Annotated in this window: 18 protein-coding genes and 1 pseudogene; 14 read left to right on the forward strand and 5 right to left on the reverse strand. The window is 69.4% G+C overall.

The features are described 5' to 3' along the window. Window positions 1-26: 26 nt before the first annotated feature. From ACYVK3_RS08515 to ACYVK3_RS08525, 3 genes are all read right to left on the reverse strand, one after another. Window positions 27-554 (reverse strand): YdbT family protein, encoded by a 528-nt coding sequence (locus ACYVK3_RS08515; RefSeq protein WP_460496846.1) that lies wholly within the window; start codon window positions 552-554, stop codon window positions 27-29. A gap of 156 nt (window positions 555-710) precedes the next feature. Then, entirely contained in the window at window positions 711-1,694 is a 984-nt protein-coding gene (locus tag ACYVK3_RS08520; protein WP_460496847.1) for a TrmB family transcriptional regulator, read from the reverse strand. A gap of 11 nt (window positions 1,695-1,705) precedes the next feature. Then, entirely contained in the window at window positions 1,706-2,515 is an 810-nt protein-coding gene (locus tag ACYVK3_RS08525; protein WP_460496848.1) for a biotin--[acetyl-CoA-carboxylase] ligase, read from the reverse strand. 42 nt (window positions 2,516-2,557) lie between these two features. Between ACYVK3_RS08525 and ACYVK3_RS08530 the strand changes: the two genes are divergently transcribed. The 8 genes from ACYVK3_RS08530 to ACYVK3_RS08565 all read left to right on the forward strand — a co-directional run bounded on the left by ACYVK3_RS08530 (window position 2,558) and on the right by ACYVK3_RS08565 (window position 11,131). Beyond that, entirely contained in the window at window positions 2,558-4,132 is a 1,575-nt protein-coding gene (locus tag ACYVK3_RS08530; protein WP_460496849.1) for an acyl-CoA carboxylase subunit beta, read from the forward strand. Window positions 4,133-4,262: 130 nt separating this feature from the next. Continuing rightward, on the forward strand, window positions 4,263-5,273 hold the full coding sequence (locus ACYVK3_RS08535; protein WP_460496850.1) for an NYN domain-containing protein: 1,011 nt from the start codon (window positions 4,263-4,265) through the stop codon (window positions 5,271-5,273). Between the two features lie 5 nt (window positions 5,274-5,278). Then, window positions 5,279-5,494: an acyl-CoA carboxylase subunit epsilon gene (locus ACYVK3_RS08540; protein WP_460496851.1), complete on the forward strand. Its 216-nt coding sequence runs from the start codon at window positions 5,279-5,281 to the stop codon at window positions 5,492-5,494. After that, complete coding sequence (locus ACYVK3_RS08545) at window positions 5,491-6,138, forward strand: Maf family protein (protein WP_460496852.1); 648 nt, start codon at window positions 5,491-5,493, stop codon at window positions 6,136-6,138. The genes ACYVK3_RS08540 and ACYVK3_RS08545 overlap by 4 nt, the downstream gene beginning before the upstream one ends. Before the next feature lie 214 nt (window positions 6,139-6,352). Further along, window positions 6,353-7,621, forward strand: coding sequence for an ABC transporter substrate-binding protein (locus tag ACYVK3_RS08550; RefSeq protein ID WP_460496853.1), 1,269 nt, complete (start codon window positions 6,353-6,355; stop codon window positions 7,619-7,621). Window positions 7,622-7,639: 18 nt separating this feature from the next. Beyond that, complete coding sequence (locus tag ACYVK3_RS08555) at window positions 7,640-8,557, forward strand: carbohydrate ABC transporter permease (protein ID WP_460496988.1); 918 nt, start codon at window positions 7,640-7,642, stop codon at window positions 8,555-8,557. After that, on the forward strand, window positions 8,554-9,441 hold the full coding sequence (locus ACYVK3_RS08560) for a carbohydrate ABC transporter permease (protein WP_460496854.1): 888 nt from the start codon (window positions 8,554-8,556) through the stop codon (window positions 9,439-9,441). Before ACYVK3_RS08555 ends, ACYVK3_RS08560 begins: the two co-directional genes overlap by 4 nt. Window position 9,442: 1 nt before the next feature. After that, on the forward strand, window positions 9,443-11,131 hold the full coding sequence (locus ACYVK3_RS08565) for a hypothetical protein (protein WP_460496855.1): 1,689 nt from the start codon (window positions 9,443-9,445) through the stop codon (window positions 11,129-11,131). Here ACYVK3_RS08565 and ACYVK3_RS08570 read toward each other — a convergent pair. Further along, the gene (locus ACYVK3_RS08570) at window positions 11,115-11,657 is read right to left on the reverse strand and encodes a thioredoxin family protein (RefSeq protein WP_460496856.1); all 543 of its coding nucleotides are present in this window, start codon (window positions 11,655-11,657) and stop codon (window positions 11,115-11,117) included. The genes ACYVK3_RS08565 and ACYVK3_RS08570 overlap by 17 nt on opposite strands. Before the next feature lie 122 nt (window positions 11,658-11,779). Here ACYVK3_RS08570 and ACYVK3_RS08575 point away from each other — a divergent pair, with 122 nt between their 5' ends. The 3 genes from ACYVK3_RS08575 (at window position 11,780) to ACYVK3_RS08585 (ending at window position 14,498) form a co-directional block, all read left to right on the forward strand. Then, window positions 11,780-12,670, forward strand: coding sequence for a sulfotransferase domain-containing protein (locus ACYVK3_RS08575; RefSeq protein ID WP_460496857.1), 891 nt, complete (start codon window positions 11,780-11,782; stop codon window positions 12,668-12,670). 76 nt (window positions 12,671-12,746) lie between these two features. Further along, window positions 12,747-13,454 (forward strand): hypothetical protein, encoded by a 708-nt coding sequence (locus tag ACYVK3_RS08580; protein WP_460496858.1) that lies wholly within the window; start codon window positions 12,747-12,749, stop codon window positions 13,452-13,454. Window positions 13,455-13,505: 51 nt separating this feature from the next. Continuing rightward, window positions 13,506-14,498, forward strand: coding sequence for a phosphotransferase enzyme family protein (locus ACYVK3_RS08585; RefSeq protein WP_460496859.1), 993 nt, complete (start codon window positions 13,506-13,508; stop codon window positions 14,496-14,498). 1,037 nt (window positions 14,499-15,535) lie between these two features. Here ACYVK3_RS08585 and ACYVK3_RS08590 read toward each other — a convergent pair. Next, a pseudogene (locus ACYVK3_RS08590) lies at window positions 15,536-16,669 on the reverse strand (HNH endonuclease signature motif containing protein); the annotation flags it as partial. A gap of 993 nt (window positions 16,670-17,662) precedes the next feature. Between ACYVK3_RS08590 and ACYVK3_RS08595 the strand changes: the two are divergent. The 3 genes from ACYVK3_RS08595 to ACYVK3_RS08605 all read left to right on the forward strand — a co-directional run bounded on the left by ACYVK3_RS08595 (window position 17,663) and on the right by ACYVK3_RS08605 (window position 22,907). Continuing rightward, window positions 17,663-20,272, forward strand: coding sequence for a tetratricopeptide repeat protein (locus ACYVK3_RS08595; protein WP_460496989.1), 2,610 nt, complete (start codon window positions 17,663-17,665; stop codon window positions 20,270-20,272). After that, window positions 20,259-20,693 carry a GNAT family N-acetyltransferase gene (locus ACYVK3_RS08600; protein ID WP_460496860.1) on the forward strand — a complete coding sequence of 145 codons (435 nt, stop codon included), beginning with the start codon at window positions 20,259-20,261 and terminating at the stop codon, window positions 20,691-20,693. Before ACYVK3_RS08595 ends, ACYVK3_RS08600 begins: the two co-directional genes overlap by 14 nt. Before the next feature lie 72 nt (window positions 20,694-20,765). Then, on the forward strand, window positions 20,766-22,907 hold the full coding sequence (locus ACYVK3_RS08605; RefSeq protein ID WP_460496861.1) for a HelD family protein: 2,142 nt from the start codon (window positions 20,766-20,768) through the stop codon (window positions 22,905-22,907). The last annotated feature ends 35 nt before the right edge of the window (window positions 22,908-22,942 follow it).

Genomic DNA, 22,942 nt, shown 5'->3' on the forward strand with positions numbered 1-22,942 from the left:
GCCGGGCCCCGCTGTCGGTTCACGGATCAGGTGCCGTCGCCGGAGGCCCCCGCGCGGCGACTGCGGTCGTCCTCGGCGAGCTGGTAGATCACGGCCTTGACCTTGTCGACCTTCGGCACGTCGATGAGTTCGATCTCGCCGTCGTCGGTCGCCGAGTCGATCTTCAGGTCGCCGTAGCCGAAGATGCGCTCGGAGATCGACTGCGTGTACGAGACGGTGTTGACGCGGGCAAGCGGGATGTGGCGGCTTTCGCGCGTGATCATCCCGGTCCGCCACATGACACGCTGGTCGGTGATGACGTAGTGGGTGGTCTGCCAGGCGATCCACGGGATGACCGACAGCCACACGAGCAGGCCGACCGTGACGACGACCTCGGCGAGAATGAGCCACATCTTGATCGCCCAGTCGGTCTGGGCCGTGTAGTAGATGGCGATCGCGCCGATGAGCAGGAAGACGACGAACCAGAGGACGGGCCCGACGGCCTCCTTCCAGTGTGGGCGAGTATGGAGCTGGACCACTTCGCCGCGGGCAAGTTGATCGTCGGGATACCCCACTGAAGGACCTCCAGGAGTGAGCGCTGGGCTGTGCGAACTGACGGCTCGCCAGCTTCGCCGTGAATGGGCGGTAATCGTTTCACCTGCACAGTACAACACCACGTCCGCGCTCGGGCCCGCCAGATTCGACCGAGCTCAGGTCCCCGAGCGGCCCTGTTAGGACACCCAGCCGTTCTTGGCGGCGTGCCATCCCAACTGGATGCGGGTGTCGACGTCGGCGAGGTCCATCAGGTCGCGCACGCGCCGCTGGACGGTGCGCAGCCCGATGCCGAGCTTCGAGGCGATCGACTGGTCGGTGAGGCCGGCGATGAGCAGGCTCAGCAGGAGCGCGTCGTCCCCGTCGATGTCGGCGGCGCCGTCCCGTTCGGCCACCGGCGCGGGGATGGCGTCTTCCCAGAGCTGCTCGAACAGCGCGAGCGCGAGCCGCGCGATCGACTTGTTCGCCGTGACGATGGCCCGCGGACGGCCCTCGTCGGGGCCCTCGATGACGGTGGTGCGGTCGTCGACGATGACGAGCTTGAGCGGCAGCCGCTTGGCGAAGCGGATCTCGTCGCCCCACTCGACGGACCGCTTCAGGTAGTCGGCCTCGGGCGCGGTGTCGAGCACCGATCGGTCGAACAGGAGGCGGTGGCACACGCCCCGCTCCTGGAGCTCCCGATGGTCCTCGATGTCGGGAAGCGGCATGAGGAGGGGCGGTTTGACGAAGGTCCGGATGGTGCGCTCGGCGGTCTCGCGGAGTTGGGACAGGCGCGAGGAGATGGCGACGGCGCCGGTGACCTGCTCCCAGCGCGCCCGGCCGTCGCGCCCGCCCCGGCCCGGGCCGGTGCGGTGGATCTCCAGCAGTTCGCGCAGCGTTTCGTATCCGGTTCGGACGGTGTTGAGCTGCAAGGCGATACGGCCGCCGAGCACGATGTCGGGGGCGACGGCGCGGTATCGGGCATCGGCGATCATGGTGGCGAAGCCGGCGTCGACGAGCTCGGCGAGCGTGTCGCGCACCGCGTCAGCGGCGAGCCCGCTCTCGGAGGCGAGCTGCGTGACCGAGGCGTCGGATGTGGACAGCAGGAGCCGGTAGAGCCGTTCGGCGTCGCCGCCGAGCCCGGTGGCGCGCTCGTCGGGTCCGTCTCGTCCGTCGTCGGTCAATCCGCCACCTCTCAATCGCTCCTTCGAAGGTGGACGATGTCGCCCGCGGCGACCGTCAGCGCCTCCTCGCGTCCCTCCTCGTCCTGCCGCCGTACGATGAGCCTGCCGTCGTCGGCGATGTCGGCCGCGATCCCCGCCACCTTGCGGCCGTTCGGGAAAGATACCTCAACGGTACGTCCGAGGGTCGCCGAATAATCGCGCCAGCGCGCGATCACATGCGCCGGCCCCTCCGCCTCCCACGTCTCGTAGACGGCCGCGAAGTGGGCGAGGAAGTCGGCGCCGAGCGCCTCCCGGTCGAGCGTCGAGGCCCCGGCGAGCAGCAGCGAGGTGGCCTCGGGCAACGGCAGCTCCGCTTCGGTGAGCGAGACGTTGAGCCCCAGTCCGAGCACGACCGCGTTGCCCTCGACGGCGGCGAGGATGCCGCAGACCTTGCGCCCGTCGACGAGGACGTCGTTGGGCCACTTCAGCCTCGCGGCGACTCCGGCGACGGCGCGGAGCGTCTCCTCCAGGGCGACGGCGGCGGCGATGCTGAGCGTGCCCCATTCGTCCTTGGGGCGTTCGGGCCGCAGCAGCACCGACATCATCAGGCCCGCGCCCACCGGGCACACCCACTGGCGTCCCATGCGGCCCTTGCCGTGCGTCTGCTGTTCGGCGATGAGGACCCGGCCCTGCTCGCCGCCGCGCCGGGCGATCGCCGCCAGGTCGGCGTTCGTCGAGCCAGTGACCTCCATCACACTGATCTCGGTCCAGAAGTCGGACTTCTCCGACAACCTGGACCTGAGCTCGCGGGCGTCCAGTGGCGTTCTCGTCGGTGTGCTCACGCGACCAGCGTAGCGATCATCGGGGCGGATACGATCCGAAGCGTGACCGACATCGACATCCACACGACGGCCGGGAAGCTCGCCGACCTCCAAGAGCGTCGCGACGAGGCGGCCACCGGCAATCCCCGCGCCATCGAGAAGCAGCATGAGAAAGGCAAGCGCACCGCACGCGAGCGCCTGGAGGCGCTGCTCGACGAGGGGTCGTTCGTCGAACTCGACGCGCTCGCCAGGCACCGCTCGACGAACTTCGGCATGGAGGCCAACCGGCCCTACGGCGACGGCGTCGTGACCGGCTACGGCACCATCGAGGGCCGCGAGGTGTGCGTGTTCGCGCAGGACTTCACCGTCCTCGGCGGCTCGCTCGGCCAGGTCTCGGGGGAGAAGATCACCAAGATCCAGGATCTGGCGCTGCGCACCGGCCGCCCGATCATCGGCATCTCCGACTCGGGCGGTGCCCGGATCCAGGAGGGCGTGGCCAGCCTCGGCGGCTACGGCGACATCTTCTTCCGCAACGTGCGCGCCTCGGGGGTCATCCCGCAGATCTCCCTCATCATGGGCCCGTGCGCGGGCGGCGCGGTCTACTCGCCGGCGATCACCGACTTCACCGTCATGGTCGACCAGACCAGCCACATGTTCATCACCGGGCCGGACGTGGTCCGCGCCGTCACCGGCGAGGACGTCGGCATGGAGGAGCTCGGCGGCGGCCGCACGCACAACGCCGTCGCGGGCAACGCCCACTACCTGGCCGGCGACGAGGACGACGCGCTCGAGTACGTCAAGCATCTGCTGTCGTACTTCCCGTCGAACAACCTCGACGAGCCGCCGGTGTACGAGTCGAAGGACTTCGAGCTCGACTTGACCGCGACCGACGTCGAGCTGGACACCGTCATCCCGGATTCGGCGAACCAGCCCTACGACATGCACAAGATCCTCGAGGCCGTCCTCGACGACGGGGAGTTCCTGGAGACGCAGGAGCTGTTCGCGAAGAACATCATCGTCGGCTTCGGCCGCCTCGACGGCCGCCCGGTGGGCATCGTCGCGAACCAGCCGATGCACTTCGCCGGGACGCTCGACATCGACGCCTCGGAGAAGGCCGCGCGGTTCATCCGCTTCTGCGACGCGTTCAACATCCCGGTGATCACGTTCGTCGACGTCCCGGGCTTCCTGCCGGGCACCTCGCAAGAGCACGACGGGATCATCCGGCGCGGCGCGAAGCTCATCTACGCCTACGCCGAGGCCACCGTCCCGAAGCTGACGGTCATCTGCCGCAAGAACTACGGCGGCGCCTACTGCGTCATGGGCTCCAAGCACGTCGGGGCGGACATCAACCTGGCGTGGCCGACCGCCGAGATCGCGGTGATGGGCTCGCAGGGCGCGGTCAACATCCTCTACCGGCGCGAGCTGGCCAAGGCCGACGACGAGCAGAGTCGGCGCGCCGAGCTCATGGCCGACTACGAGGAGAAGCTGAACAACCCGTACGTCGCCGCCGAGCTCGGCTACATCGACGCGGTCATCCAGCCGCGCGAGACCCGCGCGCAGCTGGTCAGGGCCCTGCGCATGACCGCCTCCAAGCGCGACGAGCTGCCCGCGAAGAAGCACGGGAACATCCCGCTGTAGGCGCCCGGGCGGATCTCACGGCACGCGGGGTCCGCCCCACCACTCCCATCTCAGGAGCCCGATCCGGGTACGGTCTTATAGAGCCGGGGGAAGCGGGACATTTCGTCCCGACAGAGATTGGGAGTGGGCCATGACACAGACCGTAGGGATGCTGCCTGGGCATTTGACCAGGCGGTTTGCCATATTGATCGACGTCGGCTACCTCTACGCGGCGGCGGCCGAACTGCTCTTGGACGCCACCAGCCGCAGGGATTACCGGGTCGACGCCGAGAAGCTCATCGGCACGCTCATGGAGCGCGCCGCCCGCCACCTCCCCGACGGCGAGCTGCTGCGACTGTACTGGTTCGACGCCGCCCGCGACCGGGTGCCCACGGTCGATCAGCGGGTGATCGCCAACATGGAGTTCGTCAAGGTCCGGCTCGGCAATCTCAACTCGCGCGGGCAGCAGAAGGGCGTCGACGCGCAGATCCGCTCCGACCTGGAGCTCTTGGCCCGCCACCGCGCCATCCACGACGCGATCCTGCTCGCCGGTGACGAGGACATGGTGCCGGCGGTCGAGGTCGCCCAGGCCTACGGCGTCCGGATACACCTGTGGGGGGTGGAGCCGCCGTACGGCACCAATCAAGCCGAGCGGCTGGTCTGGGAGTCGGACACGGTCGAGACCATCGACGCCGAGGAGCTCAAGCCCTATTTCGCCAAGAGCGGGACCGCCGCGGCGGCCACCCGCGGCATGGTGGGCGCTCCGATGGCCGAACCGGAGCCGGAGGTGCCCAGTCCGGCCGCGGTCTTCGGGCAGCGCCAATCGGTCGCGGTGACGATGAACGCGGCCGAGGCCCTCGCGCAGGCCGAATCGGCGCGGCCGAAATTCGTGCGCACCACCCAGACGGGCGAGAAGCTCGACCCCGAGACGGTTCGCTCCGTGGGGGAGTACGTCGGCCACAAATGGCTGCTGACCCGCGGCGCCGACAACATCGCCGATCTACTGCCGGGCCCCCAGCTGCCGACGGTCATCGACAAGGAACTTCTGGTGGAGGCCGAGAAGGAACTCGGTTACTCTCTACGCGACCACCCCGAAGCCCGGATCTGGGTCCGCGACGGTTTCTGGGAGAGGGTCCACCGCGAATTCGACATCGAGGAGTGAGCCGGATGAGCTTGGAGCTCAAGGTGCTCCGTGGGAATCCCACGGATGAGGAGCTGGCCGCGATCGTCGGCCTCGTCACCGCGCTGCCGCGCGAGGAGGAGGAGTCCGAGACCGCCGGCCGTCAACGGAGGGCCTCGTGGGCCGACCCGGGCCTGAGGCTGCGGGTGCGCCGGTCGTGGCGCGACACCGCCGTGCCGGCGCGACGGGGCCTGGACCGGTGAGTCGCCCACCCGCCACCCCGCCCGCACCCCCGAACTCGGCTCATGGCGGCCCTCGCACCTTCGTGCTGGCCTCGGCCTCTCCGGCCCGCCGCGCGCTGCTGACCGCCGCCGGCATCACGCCCGAGGTCGTCGTCTCCGGCGTCGACGAGAGCCAGGTGAGGGGCCACGACCCGGCCGAGCTGGCGAGCACGCTCGCCGAGCTGAAGGCGTCCGCGGTGCTGGAGCTGGTCAGCCCGGGGACGCTCGTCCTGGGCTGCGACTCGGTGCTGCACTTCGACAACGAGATCCTCGGCAAGCCCGACGGCGCCGAGGAGGCGCGCTCGCGCTGGAAGCGGATGCGCGGCCGCTCGGGCACGCTCTACACCGGCCACTGCCTGATCGACCCGGGCGCCGACCGCAGGATCGTGCGGGCCTCGGGCACGGTCGTGCACTTCGCGGAGGTCTCCGACGCGGAGATCGCGGCGTACGTCGCCACCGGCGAACCGCTGCACGTGGCCGGCTCGTTCACGCTCGACGGCTACGGCTCGGCCTTCATCGACCGGATCGAGGGCGACCCCGGGACGGTCATCGGGCTGTCGATGCCGCTGCTGCGCAGCATGCTCGGCGAGCTGGAGATCGCCCTCACCGATCTTTGGCGCTCATAGCCCCTTCGGTGCGGCCGCGCACGGGGAGCGACGCCACTCGGTAACACTGCCCTCGCGCGACGAGCACACGCTTGACAATGCGCGGGGCGCACTGATAGAAACATACGACTAGCGCGCGCTAGTCGTGATCAAGCTCCCGAGCTGCGGTTCGGCGGTGCGACCCGGTGTGCCGTGCGCGCTCCCGGTCCTTCCATCCCCCTGAAAAGAGACCTCAATGAAGAGAAGACTCATGATGGCCCTCGGTGCGTCGGTTCCCGCGGCGACGGCGCTGAGTTCCTGCGGCTTCGTCGGCGGCGGCGGCGAGGGCGGCGACGACACGCTCCGGTTCTGGCTGTCCGGCGACGCCAACCAGGGCGGCGGCTTCCAGGCGATGGCCGACAAGTACGAACAGGAGACCGGCGTCGCGATCGCGATCGACGACGTCCCCTACGACGACTTCACCACCCGGCTGCGCAACGCCGCCCAGGCCGACGGCCTGCCCGACCTCGCCCGCGTCAGCTCGGTCGACGCGATCTGGATGGACCGGCTCCGCGACCTCTCCGGCATCGCCTCCGAGCACGGCGTCATGGACAACCTGCTGGTGGAGAACACCGACGGCGAGATCCCGACCATCCCCACCGACCTCACCGCCGTCGGCCTGTTCATCAACAAGAGCCTGTTCGACTCCGCCGGCGTCGCCTACCCCACGACCCCCGACGACATCTGGACGTGGGAGGAGTTCATCGCCGCCCTCCGCGACGTCAAGGCCGGCACTGGAGCGCGCTACGGCCTGGTGATGGACGCGTCCTCGCACCGCCTGCGCTCTTTGATGTACCAGTTCGGCAGCGACGGCTTCGTCCGAGGCGACGACTGCGCCTGGGCGACCGACGACCAGGCCGCAACCGCCCTGGAGTTCTTCGCCGACATCAACGACGACGACATCATGCCCCGCTCGGTCTGGGTCTCGGGCGACGACCCGAACGCCCTGTTCAAGAGCGGCCAGGTCGCGGCCTACTACTCCGGCTCCTGGCAGGTCGCCGACTTTACCGAGAACATCGCCGACTTCGCATGGGCCTCGGTCCCCATGCCCGCCCAGGAACGCCGCGCCACCAACCTCGGCGGCGGCCTCATGGTCGTCTTCGACGGCGAGAAGGCCCAACAGGCCTACGACTTCGTCAACTGGCTCTACACCCCCGAGAACTACGCCGAGATCTCCGAGATCTCCGGCTTCCTGCCCGTGATCGAGGGCCTCGACATCGACTACGGCGACTTCCAGGCGAGCTTCGACCTGTACAACGAGGAGGTCGCCGCCTCCGACCCGATCTCCGGCTACCAGATCACCTCGCAGCTCGAGATCGTCTACTCCGGCGCGACCGACGCCGCCGCCGAAGGCGACCCCATCCGCGACGAGGCCGTCAAGCTCGCCAACGACGAGCAGGACGTCCCCACGACGATCGAGAACATCATCGCCGCCCTCGACGAGCAATCCGGCAACTGCGGGTAAGCCTTGGCGGCCACAACGATCGAGAACGAGAACCGCACCGCGCCGAAGCGACGGCGCGGTGCGGCCCCGCGGCGCGTCAGCTACCGCTCGGCACCGCTGGCGCTGGCCGGCGTCAACGTCGTCCTGTTCGGCGTCTTCTTCGTCTGGCCGGGCAGCCTGGGCCTGATCTACTCGTTCACCGACTACACCGGCATCGGGACCTACGAGTTCATCGGCCTGGAGAACTACCGCAACCTCTTCGGCGACCCCACGTTCTACCAGGCCCTGACCCGCACCCTCCTGTTCGCCGCGCTCAGCGTCCCGCTGATGTACGTGATGTCCTTGACCATCGCCGCGCTCCTGGTCTCCAACTACACCAAGGGCAGGGCCGCGGCCAAGATCATCTTCTTCTTCCCGTGGCTCATCTCGCCCATCGTCGCCGGCGTCATCTGGCGGTGGATGTTCGGCGAGAGCTTCGGGTTCGTCAACTACGTCGTCACCCGGCTCGGAGCCGACCCCTTGGCCTGGCAGACCGACCCCGACCTCGCGCTCATGGTCGTCGTCATGGCCGCGACCTGGGGCGGGACCGCGTTCAACATGCTCATCTTCATCGCCGCGCTCAAGAACGTCCCGCGCTCGTACTACGAGGCGGCCGAGATCGACGGCGCGAACGGGTGGCAGCGGTTCCGGCACATCACCCTGCCCTCGATCGCGCCGACCTCCTTCCTGGTCGTCCTGCTCTCCTCGCTGGGCGCCATGAAGGAGTTCGCGATGGTCCAGGCCCTCAACGGCGGCGGACCAGGCACGTCGAACACCTTCCTCATCCAGTACATCTACGAGACCGGCTTCGCCCAGGCGAAGGTCGGCTACGCCAGCGCCGTCTCCATGATCCTGCTGGTCATCCTGCTGTCCATCGCCCTGCTCCAGATGTGGGTCAACCGGAGGCGAGCCGCATGAGCACCGTCATGACCCGTCCCCAGGCCCGCAAGGCCCAGACACGCAAGACCCAGACGCGCAAGGCGCGCGAGATGACCAGCGTCATCCCGATGTCCACCTTCATGTGGGCGCTCGCCGCGGTGTACGCCTTCCCGCTGGTCTGGTTCCTGCTGAGCGCCTTCAAACCGGGCTCGGAGCTGTTCCGGTACCCGCTGACGATCCTCCCCGAGAGCCCGACGACCGCCGGCTTCGAGCAGGCGTGGGACCGGTTCGACTTCTACCTGTACTTCTCCAACACCCTCGCGGTGGCGGTGACGACCACGATCCTGACCGTGATCGCGAGCGCCATGACCGGCTACGCCCTCGCGAAGTACGGCTACTGGTGGGTGAAGGTGTTCTTCGTGTGCATCCTCGCCACCACCATGCTGCCCACCGAGGTGATCCTGTCGCCGACGTTCGTGGTGATCCGCGAGCTCGGCATGTACAACACCCTCGCCGGGCTCGTCGTCCCCTCGATCCTGACGGCCACCGGCGTGTTCATGTTCCGGCAGTTCTTCGTGTCCATTCCGGACGACATCATCGAGGCCGCCCGGATCGACGGCGCGCGCGAGTGGGGGATCTTCTTCCGGATCATGCTGCCGATGTCGAGGCCGATCATCATGACTTTGGCGATCTTCTCCTTCCAGTGGCGCTGGAACGACTACATCTGGCCGCTCATCGTCGTCGGCGACGAACGGAGGTTCACGCTCCAGATCGCGCTGCGCAGCATCGTGGGCGCCGAGAACATCGACTGGCCGCTGCTGCTGGCCGCCTCGGCGATGTCGATCCTGCCGCTGGTGCTCCTGTTCATCGTCTTCCAGCGGTACGTCATGAACGAAGACCTCAACGCGGGCCTCAAGGACTGACATGGACGAACCCTTCATCGCCCTGGTGACGGCCGGCGCGGACGAACGCGCCCGGCGCGTCCTGGACGGCATCGACGAGCTGCTGACCGCGACGGTCCACCACCGGGCGGTGATGGCGGGCGCCAAGGCCCTCATCGCCTGCTGCGTCCACCGGCGTTCGGCGTTCGGAGGCTCCGAGGCGGCGGCTCGCGCATCGCTCCGGCTCATCGAGCACCTCGCCGCCATGCAGGGCCAGGAAGGCCTGTTCGACGGCGAGAACCTCGCCTCACCGCCGGACACCGCGTTCACCGTCAACGACCTGTGCGACGCCTACGCGCTCCTCCAGCGGTTTCCGGCTCCGGCGCTCGCCGAGTCCGCCGCGAGGGCGCTCGAACAGATCGCCCTGTCCACTCGGGAGCCGCTCCTGCGCGGCGGCGTGCACACCCCGAACCACCGATGGGAGCTGTGCGCGGCGCTGGCCCGCCTGCACCGCCACTGGCCCGATCCGCGGCTCGTCGAGCGGATCGAGCAGTGGCTGGCCGAGGGCGTGGACATCGCCGAGGACGGCATGTACTCCGAACGCAGCGCCAACTACGCGGCCCACGTCTCCAACCCGTCCCTGACCGCGATCGGCCTCGAACTCGAACGTCCCGAACTGCTGGATCACGTGGTCCGCAACCTCGAGGCGGTCATGGCGACGACGCTGCCCGACGGCACGGTCGAGACCGTCCATTCCCGACGCCAGGACCAGCGGGGCGTCGTCCGCGTCGACGCGTTCCTCATGCAGTTCCGCCGCTTCGCCATCGCGAGCGACCGTGGCGATTTCGCCGGTGTGGTGGAGGAGACCCTGGAGCGCCCGCTCGCCGACCCCGCCGGAGCGCTCGCCGAGATCCTGCTGGAACCCGCGCTCGCGTCACCGCTGCCGCCCGCCGCGCCGAGGAAGCCGGTGCGAGCGGTCTTCCCCTCTTCGGGTCTCGCGGTCGTCCGCGACGGCGACCGCTACGCCAGTGTCTTCGGCGGCTCCGACTACGCCGAGCACGGCCGGATCCGCTCCGGCCTGGCCAGCAATCCGACGTTCCTGCGCGTCGCCGCCGGGACTGCCGTCCTCGACGCGGTGCGATTGTCGCGCGACTTCTTCGGCCTCGGCCCGTTCCGCGCGGACGGCCTGCACGAAGAGGACGAGGGCACCTTCGTGCTCTGCGAGCGCGTCGCCGCGTCCTATTACGGCCCGCTGCCCGTCGAGCACCGCCGCCGCGACGGCCGCTACGAGCTGGCGGACGACGGCCGCTTCTCGGCCTCGATGGACTTCGCCAACCGCCCCGCCACCGAAGTCGCGCTCACCACGCGGCTCCGCATCCGCATATCGGGCGACGTCGTCCACCTCGACTGCGAGGCGACCCCGGCCAAGGTGCGGCAACGCCTCGAATTGACGTTCCGGCCCGGCGGCGAACTCACCGGCGTGCGCGCCGGCGCCGCACCGGGCGCCTTCGAACTCGCCGGCGACGCGTGCGAGTACCGGTGCGGCGCGGGCGCCATCGCGATCACCGCCACCGGCGCCGGGACGGACGCCGACGGAGCGCCCGCCTATCACCCGGGAGAGGACTACACGCACCTGTCCGGCACCGACGCCGCCGAAGGCGTCAAGCTCCGCATCCCCCTCGGGCGCGACGGGCGCACCTCGCTGACGCTGCGGGCTATTCCCGCCATTTGATGCCGCACCCGGTGGCCGGGTAGTGCGGCTCGGGGACCGGCTCGCCCTTGCGGACCGACTCGACCGCCGCGGCGAGGTACTCGCCGTTGACGGGCACGCCGTTGCCGGGCGTCGAACCGTCGAAGGCGCCGCGGTAGGCGAGCTTGCGGTCGGGCCCGTACAGGAAGAAGTCGGGCGTGCAGACGGCCTTGTAGGCGCGCGCGACCTCCTGCGACTCGTCGATCAGGTACGGGAACGCCCAGCCGGCGCGCGCGGCCTGCTCGGCCAGGCCGGCGGGGCCGTCATCGGGGTAGTTCTCGGCGTCGTTGGCGCAGACGGCGACCACGTCGAGGTCGGCTTGGCCGGAGGTGAAGGACCCGAAGGTCTGCTCGATGTGACGGACATAGGGGCAGTGGTTGCAGGCGAACGCGATCAAGAGGGCGGGCGCGTCGAAGTCGGCGAGTGAACGCTCGTTGCCGTCGAGGTCCGGCAGGGTGAAGTCCGGCGCGGGCGTGCCGAGCGGCACCATGTTCGAATTGAGAGCCACGGGTATCGCACTCCTCCGGTAGTTCGGTTGTCGCCTCCATCGTAGGGACAGCGTTGTCCGGTTCCAAGACCCGGACCGTACGGCGCTGGTCGGCACGGTCGGCGGCCTCGTAGACTCCCGCAATGCCGCAGATTCCGCACCGATACGTTTTCCATGACGAAGACAGCGGACGCTGGCTCGGCTTTCCGATCCGTTCGGGCGACATCGTGATCAGCACCCGATCCAAGAGCGGCACGACGTGGATGCAGATGATCTGCGCGCTGCTGGTCTTCCAAACGCCCGAACCGCCGGAGCCGCTGCCCGCGCTCTCGCCGTGGCTGGACTGGACGATCGCACCGAAGGAGGAGGTGTTCGCCCAGCTGGAAGCGCAGGAGCACCGCCGGTTCATCAAGACGCACACGCCGCTCGACGGCATTCCGATCGACCCGCGCGCTCGTTACATCGTGGTCGCGAGGCACCCGCTGGACGCCGCGGTCTCCCTGTACCACCAGAAGAAGAACCTCGACCGCGACCGCATCCGCGAACTCACCGGCGTCCCCGAATCGGCCGCGCCCGCGGGCCCGAGGCCGTCACTGCACGACTGGCTGGTCGACTGGATCGGCTCGACCAAGGAGCCGCGCGAGTCACTCGACTCGCTGCCGGGCGTGATGTGGCACCTCTCCGACGCGTGGGCGCGCCGGGACGAGCCGAACGTGCTGCTCGTCCACTACGCCGACCTCTCGGCCGATCTCGACGGCGAGATGCGGAGGATCGCCGAGTGGCTGGGGATCGACGTGGCACCGCGGACATGGCCTCGATTGGTCAATGCCGCGACCTTCGCCGAGATGCGATCGAGAGCGGCGACGCTGGCGCCCGATCCGGCCGGCGTCATGAAGAGCAAGGACGCGTTCTTCAGGAGAGGATCGTCGGGGGCGGCCGACGAGGTCCTGTCCGAGGCCGAGCTGGACGCCTACCGGTCGCGAGCGGCGGAGCTCGCGCCGGCGGACCTTCTCGAATGGCTTCATCGGGCATGACGAGCCGTCCGGGATTTGCCGGAGGTTGCCGGGCGCCGACATAATGAGATCGGCCCCCCGTTACGAAGGAATACCCGTGACCGCGCAAGACCGACGCCCGAATGATGAGATCACGATCGCCGACCGGATCAGGCTCGGCGATCTGCTGTGGTTCACCACGGCCGCGGCCCTCGTGGCGGCGACCCCGTGGATGTTCATGGATTCCGCGGAGGAGACGGTCGTCTACCGAAGTTCGGGAGGCGTCGACACCGAGACCTCAGTGCCCTTGACGCTCGCGTTCTTCCTGCTGATCGTGGTCGCCTGGACGGCGGCGAAGGCGTTCTACCTGCTGCGAGGCCCGGTCGTGGCGAAGATCGACGCCGAAGGGCTGCGCTTGTTCTCGGAGGGCATCCGCCTGCTCCATGTGCGCAGGGACACGCCCAGCGTCGACCTTCCCTGGAACGAGGTGCAGCGGCTGATCGTATGGCGGCAGCAGACCAGGATCCTGGGGCTCTTTCCCGGCTGGCGGACGCGGTTGGGCGTGGAGAAGACCGGCGACTACTACACCGTGAGCCAAAAGGAGCCGAGCGCGAAGGAGCGCGCGAGCAAGGAGCACCGGGAGAACGGCTCACCGGTGCGTCTGAGCCAGACGCTGCTGTCGAGAAGCGTCGGGCTGTCTCCGCTGTGCTTGAGGGCCGTGGCCGAAGCGGTCGCGGATTTCGCGCCGGACATCGAAGTGGTGGACGAGCGCCGCCGCGGAAAGACGCACGTGATCAAGCCGAGGCGAAGCCGCGAGCCGGACTAGTCACGCGAAAAACCGGTGGCGCCGGAGCGCCTCCCCGCGTTGAATGGCCCTATGGAACCAGCGCAGGTGGCCGAGCGACTCGGCCTCGGAGGCTTGCGGCGGCCTGCGTCCGTACTGAAAAGCGGGGAGCCGCACCCGGTCTGGAAACTTGCGACCGCTTCGGGGCCGTGGGTGGTGAAGGTCGTCCGGCCGTGGGGTGATTTCTGGCAAGGCGTCGTCGCTCAAGCCGGAAAGCTGGAACTCGCCGCCTGGCAGGCCGGAGTCGCCATGCCCGAACCGCTGCCGCCGCCATCTGCCGAGACCGGTCTGTGGCGGCCGATCGGCGAGGACCATTACGCCAGGGCCTGCCGGTTCCTCGAAGGCACTCGACCGACCGCTCCTCTCGCCCCGCACCTGGCGAAGTGGACGGGCACGGTCACCGCGGCATTCGAACAGCTCGCTATCGAGGCCGACCCGGGGGTCGACGCCGACTTCAACACCCACCCGGAATCCGACTGGGACGACTGGCTCGCTCAGGCAAAGCGGCTCGGTGTCCTCGACGTCGACGGGGCTCGCGAACTCAAAGACCTCGCGGCGCGCATCAACGCGATCGTCGGGGAGACCCTGGCATCGGGACCGGTGAAGCTCGTCATGCATCGAGACACGTCTCCCGACAACATCCTGGTCACCGCCGACGGCCCGGTACTGCTGGACTTCGACCACGCCGGGCCGCAAGTGCCATGGTGGGAGTTGATCGGCATCGCCTTCAGCGAAGCCAGCCCCGATCTGGGCCGGGTCGAGCCCGACCGAGCGACCGTCGAGGCCTGCCTCAACGGTTACGCCGCCGCCGGAGGGCGCATCGGGGCGACCGACGAGACGGCCTTCACCGGCCTGCTCGCCCTGCGCCTCTCGTACGCGGCCTACCAACTATGGATGGCCTGCGGACACCGAGGCGGCAGCCGGGAGCTGCAAGCAGCGTTCGGACAAGGCCTGCGCGACTCGATCACCGCCCTCACAGCCCAGGTCAAGCTGACAAAGGCATGGGCGGCCTGGCTGCGCGCGTGAGGCAGGAGCCGGTGTGGCCCGGCTGGATGGCCCGCTGAGCCCTGCAATGGCCGCCGATGCGCTGGCGGGAACGGGCGTGAGCGATGGTCGCCCTGCGCTGAGGCAGCGATGACGAGGTGGCGGGGTGGCCGGGGGGGGGGGGGGACTGGGGTTGGTGCTGCTGTGGTTCGGCGGGGAGCCTGTCGAGATCGGAAATGGCCCCGGAGGCGTTGGCGGGGTCGGTGTCGTGGATGGCCCGGCTGCGCTATGGCAGCGATAAAAGCTGTGGCAGTTGGGCTGGTGTTGGCTGTTCGTCGCGGAGGTGGTCGGTGGTGCCGTGCCGGGAGGGGTTGGGGGGGTTGGCCCGGCGGCGGGTTTGGAGGGCCTGGTGGGGCCGAGCCGTGTCGGCTGGCCCTGGCCTTGGCTGGGCGCCCGGTTCGGCGGTTGGTGGTCCGGTTCGGGGTGTGGGCATGGGGATGTGCTCGAAGCCGTTGCCGGTTTCGAGCTGGCGGCCTATGAGGTGCCTTCCCCGCCAGGGCATCCCGTGGCGGGCACCCTAAAAACGGGGGCGGTCCGTAGTCCGGTGCCGGTGCGGCCCCGACCGGTTCGCGAATCCGCTTCGCCTCGGTCAGCGCTGTCGAAGTCTCGTATTCCCGCCTCTGGCCCTGCTCCGGTTCGGGTGCCGGTGCTGAAGCCGGTTCGGGTGCGGTCTCGCTTTGGGGAGTCGGTGTCGTGAAGCGTGCTCGCAGTTTGGCGCGGGCGGCTTTCGCGGCGGCCATGACCTGCGCGGTCTCGGCCTGCTCGGCAACGGCTTCGAGGTCGGGTTTCAGGGTCTCCGACCATTCCTCGGGGTACAGGCCGGTGGGGAAGGCGTTCGCGATGTCGTCGGCGAAGCCCAGATCCAGGTCGGTGTCGGTGCGCCAGTCGGCGCAGCCGCATGTGAGGTCGGGGTCGGTGTCCTCGTGCCCGTCGTGGTGGACGATCAGGGCCTTACCGGGTCCGGTTTTGGTGATCGTCCAGCCGGGGGTGTGGATGCGGCCGTGGTGGAACCGGCACAGCAGGATCAGGTTCTCCGCCACTGTCGGCCCACCATTCGCCCAGTGGCGGATGTGGTGGGCTTCGGTCCACTGCACCGGTGCGAGGCAGCCGTTCCAGACGCACCCGCCGGGCTGCTCGAGTTCCAGCTTCCGCCGCAGGGCGCTGTTGGGCAGGCGCAGGGCCCGGCCGAGCTCGATCGCTTCACCGGTCCGGTGATTGAACACGTTGGGGATCACGAGGCCCTCGCAGGCGAGCAGGCGGGCCTTCCCCAGGCTGATCGGGTCGCCTTCCAAGGTGGCCACGCGTCCGGTGTCCTCCCCAGCCAGGGTCTCGATGTCGACCGACAGGTGCAGGATGGCGGTGTGCCCGTGCCGCTTGGCCGCGTTCGGGCCCGCCCCGTGGGCCGCGAGCACCTGGTGGAACGCCTCGGCCCGCCGGTTCGCCGCAGGCGGCAGGCACCCGTCCTGGTCGACCTCGTCCTGCCGGGGAGGCGGCACGGCCGTCGTCAACAGCTTCGCGAACAGCTTCCCGGTATCCGCAGACAGCAGCCCGGAGAGGACGAACATGCCGTTCTCAGTCTCCACCAGATCCAGCCGCTGCAACGACTGCTGCCCCAGCCCGTCCAACAGCTCCTCACCGGAGTCGAGGGCGGCCTGGAGCTCATCGAGCTGGGCGTGCACGTCCTTCACCGTCGCGTGGATGCAGTACTGCGCGATCAGATGCTCCGGGGTCGCACACGACACCTCGGCGTCGAAGGGGGAGGGGACCGGCTCTCGGTAGGGGGTGCGGGCGTAGACGCGGAGGGCCTTGGTGGCGTCCAGGCGGCGCACGGCCGCCGCGACCCGGTCGATCCGCGCCGCAGCGGAGGTGGCGGTCTCGGCGAGGACGGTGAACTTCCCGGCCGTGCGGGCGATCGCCGCCAGGTCGGCCGCGACGCGCAGGTGGAAGTCGAAGGTCGACACCAGCCACTCCCGCAAGGCCGAGAAGCCATCGCAGTCACGGTGGATATTCCACGCCTTCGCCTCGATCACATCAGCGAGCACCTTGGCGTGGGCCTGGTTGATCATGGCGGCGGCACTGTCGAGGTTGGTGTGGATGGCCTGAGCCCGCTCGCTCCGCTCGGTCCTGCTGGTCTTCATGCTCGCCTTGGCCATCTGACACCTCCTTGAGGTCTCGTACGAACCTGCTGTTTCCACCGGTTCGTGCTATACCTCTATTCTCCCAGGTCACAGCCGCTCTGTCATCACCCATTAGGGTGGGAAAACACTCACGTTTCCGCCGCCCGAGACCACGAAAAGTCCTGCCCCGCAAGACAAACCGGACACCACACGGCCCGCCCGCGCAGAGGCCCGCGCCCACACCCCACCGGCACGCCCGCCGACCCAACATCCACAAAGAACCAACCTCTTCGTCGCTGACGCCTTTAGCGCAGAGCAACCATCAACCCCACACCGTTCCCGCCAGCGCCCACCTTCCATTGCCGGGCTCCCCGGGTGTCAGCGGCGGCCCGCGGGTCTCCGCGTCCTCATTGCCTCGCGGGCGGGCGCATGCCGCCGAAAAGCATGGCCAGCGCGCGTTCTTGGAACTGGCCCCGGTCGCGCCGCCGAGCAGCGCTTCGAGGATCCCTGCGTCGGCCGGCGTCCGACTCCACCGCTTGCGGGATTGGGCGGCGGGGCTCCGGGCCAGGTAAGCGGAGCCCCGCCGCGGGCCGCTCGGACTACCCCACGTCGCCGAGCGGCCACCTGGTGATGGAGGCGGTGTCTCTTGTCGAGCAGCGACATTTTCGTAGCCGATCCATCACTGAGTGGCGTAGAAATACCGTACAACGGCACAATCGACTTGCGAAGTCAAAAACCCGACAAGTGCGGATATTGCCATTCGAGCATGTGACACGCTGCGTGCGCTGGGGAAGTGCGCCTTGTCGCAGTCCCTTGAGGATTACTCATCCTACCCGCCCTCGGGTCCTTTGCTCCTCCGGCTCGACAACTCCACGTGAACCTTCCTCCAGGGTGCGGCGAGGTCAGCGCCGGCACCGCTTCGGTCGGGGCAACGCTCAGCGCGAGGGCCGGGTCGCCTTGCGCGAATGACGTATCCTGGTGTCGGCGCCAAGTCCCCTCGAGCGCTTGGAGTTCGTGACCGTGGCCTTCATGTTTGAGATCATCGGATTCATTTCGGACCTGATGGGACTGTCCTTTCGCGACGAATTCCCCCGGCTGCGGGCCAAGCGAGCGCTGCGCCGGGCCGTTCGCCGGGCGGCCGTGAAGACCGCCGCCCAGATCGCCTCCTCCAAACCCGACCGCGCCGCGATCGCCGCGCGATTCAGAAGCTCCCTCGACGGGCTGAGCGAAGAGGACTTCGTCGACGAGTACGGCAATCTGGTCCTCCGCGACACCTTCGCCCGCCGCTTCAGCGACCTCGACCCCGACGATATCGCCACCGTGACGGTGGTCCGCGAACTGTACGAGGGCCTGCTGGCCGAGATCGGCCGCCAAGGCGTCACCGGTGGAACCCTCGAAAGCCTCCACAGCCGCGTCCAAGAGGCCCGCAAGGCCTACTTCGAGGCCGCCTCCGACTCGGCCGAGGTCGACTTCTCCGGCACCGGTTTCGGCGTCCCGGTCTCCGACGAGCCTTTGCTGGGCCGCGACAACGACCTCGAAGAACTGCTCGACCACTGCCGCACCGCCGCCGGGGCCACCATCGTGTGGATCCACGGCGACCCCGGCTCCGGCAAGTCCACACTGGCCGCCGCGCTCGCCTGCCGCCTCGACGACTTCGGCGGGAAGGCCGTGCCGTTCGTGCGCCTGCGCGGCGCCGCAAAGGAACTGAGCGGCGCCGCCTACCAGGGCACCGACCCGATGCGCGTCCTCTCCGACCTGCTGCGCCGCTACGACGTCGTCGGCGCCGACCGCCTGCCCGCCGCCGAACTGCGGGCACGCTGGAAGACCACCATCCGCCAGCGCAACGTCCAGGCCGTCGTGCTCGACGACGTGCGCGGCATCGACCAGGTCGAGCCGTTCCTCCCCGGCGACGGCCACTGCGTCCTCATCGTCACCAGCCGCGCCAACCCGCCGGGCCTGCTCGCGCACCGCTGGGCGATCCCGCCGCTGCCGATCGAGGCGGTCATCGGCCAGGTCAGCGGGCTCAACGGCAGCGACTCCGAGCTACTGACCCGGCTCGTGCGCGGCGTCTCGACCGTCCCGCTGCTGCTGCCGCTGCTGCGCTCGCTCGATCTGCGGCCGGAGCAACTGCTCGGTGCCCTGCCGCCCGAGATACTCGCGGCCGACCCGAGCGCGGCACCGCAGGCCGGCGACCTCGTCGCCACCGCACACGCGCTCGTGATCGACCGCCTCCACCCGCACCTGCACCGTTCGCTCGGCATGCTCGCGGCACAGCCCGGATTCCGGCTCACCGCCGACAATCTCGCCGCGCTCGACCGCATCAGCCCCGAGGAGGCGGCGCTGCGCCTCGAAGCGCTCGTCGAGGCCGGCCTGCTCAAACCCGGTCCTGACGGCTCCTACGGCTTCCACGACCGCACCCTGGAATCGGTCGAGGAGGACCTGGGCGAATACATCGGTGCGGACGACGCCCGAGACGCGCGACTGCGCCTGCTGCGCCGCCAGCTCGACTACGTGCGGGCCGTCCGGGACTGCTTCGACGACTCCCAAGGCCGCCACTGCGGCACCGAGATCGGCTCGCTGCACCTCACCGTCGACGAAGCGCGACGGTGGCTCACCGCCGAGCGCCGCAATCTCCGCGAGGCCGTGCGCTTCCACGTGAAATCCGGCGAGACGGAGCGGCGCGTCCTCATGGAACTGTGCGAGCTCGCCGGCCCGCCGCTGCTGCGCATCGGCTACACACGCGACGCCGAGTTGTTCCTGTCCACCGCGATCCGGCTCAGCGAGGAGCTCGGCGACCGCCGGGCCGAGGCCGACTCGAGGCGTTCGCTCGGCGGCCGCGTCTTCCGCATGTTCGACCGCTACTCCGAAGCCGAGCACGAGCTGGCCCTCGCCATGGAGCTCTACGCCGAGCTCGGCGATCCCGAAGGCGAGGCCAACTCCCGCTGCGGACTCGGCCACGTCGCTCGGCTGCGCGAGGACTGGCAGACGGCGGCCGAGCATTTGGAGCGGGCCCGCCAGGGCTACGCCGCGCTCGGGCTGGACCGAGGCGAGGCCGAGTGTCTTCTGGGTCTGGCCGAGATCACCGTGCTGCGGCCCGATCCCGACCTCGACGGCGCCTTCGAGCTGTACCGCCATGCCGGGCGGCTCTTCCAGGACCACAACGATCTGCGCGGCGTCGCCGAGTCCTATTGGGGCCGCGCGGAGGTCTCCCGCCGCAAAGGGGAACTGCCCGTCGCGGCCCGCCTTTATGACGCCGCGCTGGATCTGGCCCGCGCCAGCCACGATCAGCTCGTCGAGGCCGACACGCTGCGGGGCCTGGGCGACCTGGCCGCCGCCGAGGGCCACCACGCCGAGGCGCTCGAGCGGTTCACCGCCGCGGTCGAGCTGTACCGGCACATCATGGACCAGGTCGGCACCGCCGACGCCCTTGCGGGCCAAGGTGAGACGTTCCTGGCTCTGGGCCGCCGGGACGAGGCCGCGGAGGCGCTGGAGGAGTCGCGGAAGCTGTACAGTGGGATCCGGCACAGCCGAGCCGAGCGGGTGCGGCGGGTCTTGGCGGACAACGATCTCCTGCCCTCCGAGGCGAGCTCGAGCTGGTGGCGTTCGCGACTGCGGAAGGAACGAAATGGCAGCGGCTGAAGACTACGTCATCTCCACCGATCCCGAGCGCATCGATCTCGACTGGCTCCACAAGGCGCTTTCCACCGATACGTATTGGGCCCCCGATCGGCCCCGGGAACGCGTCGCCCAGGCCGTCGAGCACTCCCTGTGCTACGGCCTCTACGACACCTCGGGGCGCCAATTGGGATTCGCCCGGCTGGTGACCGACCGCACCGTTTTCGCTTGGCTCGGCGACGTCTACATCGACCGGGAAGCGCGCGGTGAGGGCCTGGGGAAGCGCCTGGTGGAACGCATCATGCGCGATGTCGAGGCCATGGGACTGCGCCGGATCGTCCTGTCGACCGACGACGCGGACGGGCTCTACCGCAAATTCGGGTTCACGGATCTCGACCGCGAGGAGACCACCTGGATGCACCGGTTGTGGAGCGATCACAAGTAGGGGTCGATCAGAAGACGGGCCAGGTTCCGACGCGCTAGGCTGGTGCGTTCCCGAATTCGAGCGAGGAGCGCTGTGTCCGAGAAAGCAGACCAGGTCGACGCCGAAAACCCGCAGGATGTCGACACGTCCCACGCCGTCCCGACCCCGAACCCGGCCAATACCCCTGACCAGGAGGTCGCGCTCGAACAGGAATTCGTCGACCGCGTCTACGACCGGGTCGACGTGCTCCGCGCCGATGCCGAAGGCCACCGCGACGCCGGATACGCGCACCGCGACGCGACCGTGCCCGGTGCGCAGTTCGAGCGCGACGTGTTCGTCTACCGCGCCGCCCGCCGCATCGCCGACCTCGACTCCCAGCACGAAGGACTCGTCTTCGGGCGCCTCGACTTCGACGACGGCCGCGTCCGCCATGTCGGGCGCCTCGGCGTCCGAGACGACGAGTACCGGACCCTGCTGGTGGACTGGCGCGCCCCCGCCGCCGCCCCGTTCTACCGCGCCACCGCCGTCGACCGCCAGGAGGTCGCCAGGCGGCGCGTCATCCGCTCCTTCGGTCGCCGCGTCGAGGAGATCAGCGACGACCTGCTCAACGAGGACGCCGCCGACCGGCTGCCGGTGATCGGCGACGGCGCGCTCATGGCGGCCTTGGGCCGCAAGCGGACCGGCCGCATGAGAGACATCGTCGCCACCATCCAGTCCGAGCAGGACGCCGCGATCCGCGCGCCCGGGCGCGGCGCCACCCTCATCACCGGCGGACCGGGCACCGGCAAGACCGTCGTCGCGCTGCACCGTGCCGCGTTCCTGCTCTACCAGGACCGCAGCCGCTACGAGGCGGCCGGCATCCTCGTCGTCGGCCCCTCGGCGGTGTTCATGAAGTACATCGGCCGCGTCCTGCCCAGCCTCGGCGAGGAGACCGCCGCGCTCTACTCCCTCGGCGAGCTCTACGCCGGCGTCGAGGCCACCCGGCAGGACAGCCCGGAGGTCGCCGCCGTCAAGGGCGGCAGCGTGATGCTGCCGGTCCTCAGGCGCCTGGTGCGCCAGACGCCGCCCGGCGCGCCCGACGAGCTGCGGATCACCTACCTCGGCGAGGTGTTCCGACTCGACGCGGCTGAGCTCGCCGCCGCACGCGCCCGCGTCTTCGAGAAGGAGCAGCGCCCGAACCTCGCCAAGACCGAGGCCGGCCGTGCCGTGCTCGTCGCCCTGTGGCGCAAGGTGAAGCCTGTGCTTCCCGACGCCGAGCCGGGCAAGTTCTCCCGCGACGTCGGTTCGCGCGGTGAGTTCCTGACGTTCCTCGACCACTGGTGGCCCGATCTGGACCCGGCCGACGTGCTCGCCTGGGCGGGCGAGACGCGCCGCTTCTCCTCGGCCGCGGAGGGGCAGCTCAAGCGTGCGGCGATCGATGCCGTCGCCGAGTCGCTCCGGCAGCCGGAGTTCTCGATCCAGGACGTGGCGCTGCTGGACGAGTTGCGCATGCTGCTGGGCGTGAAGCCCGAGCCGCGCCGGCGCGACCGCATCCGCACCTACGGCGGTGTCGAGGAGGTCTCGACCACCCAGGACCGCTACTACGACCGCGGGGAGCGCCAACCCAGGGACGCGTTCTACGAGGACTACGCGCACGTCATCGTCGACGAGGCGCAGGACCTGTCGCCGATGCAGTGGCGCATGCTCGGGCGCCGGGGCCGCGCCGCCGGCTGGACGATCGTCGGGGACGAGGCCCAGTCGAGCTGGCCCAGGCCCAAGGAGAGCGCGGACGCGAGGCGAAGGGCCGTGCCGCGCGGGCGGATCCACGAGTTCCACCTGACGAAGAATTACCGGAACTCCAAAGAGGTCTTCGACTATGCCGCCGAGTGGGCCAAGCCGCGGCTGAAGAACATCGACCTGCCCGAGGCGGTCCGCGAGACCGGCGTGGACGTCGAGGAGCGGAGCGTCGACGCCGACGCGCTGCTGCCGGAAGTGGCCAGTGCCGTCGCCGAAGCGCTCGACGCGGTCGAGGGAACGGTGGGCATCATCGCGCCGTACTCGCGGCACGACGAGCTGGCCGATATCGTGCATGACGGCCGCGTGACGCTTGTCGGGCCGCTCGAGTCCAAGGGTCTGGAGTGGGACGCGGTCATCGCCGCCGACCTGGAGGGCATCGCCGCCGAGCACGGCCCTGGAGTCGCCTACGTGGTCCTGACCCGATCGACCCAGCGCCTCACCAGGATCGACATCAACTGAGCGCACCTGGACGCGAGCGGCGCGCGCCGCCGGAG

The organism is Glycomyces tarimensis, assembly GCF_054776215.1.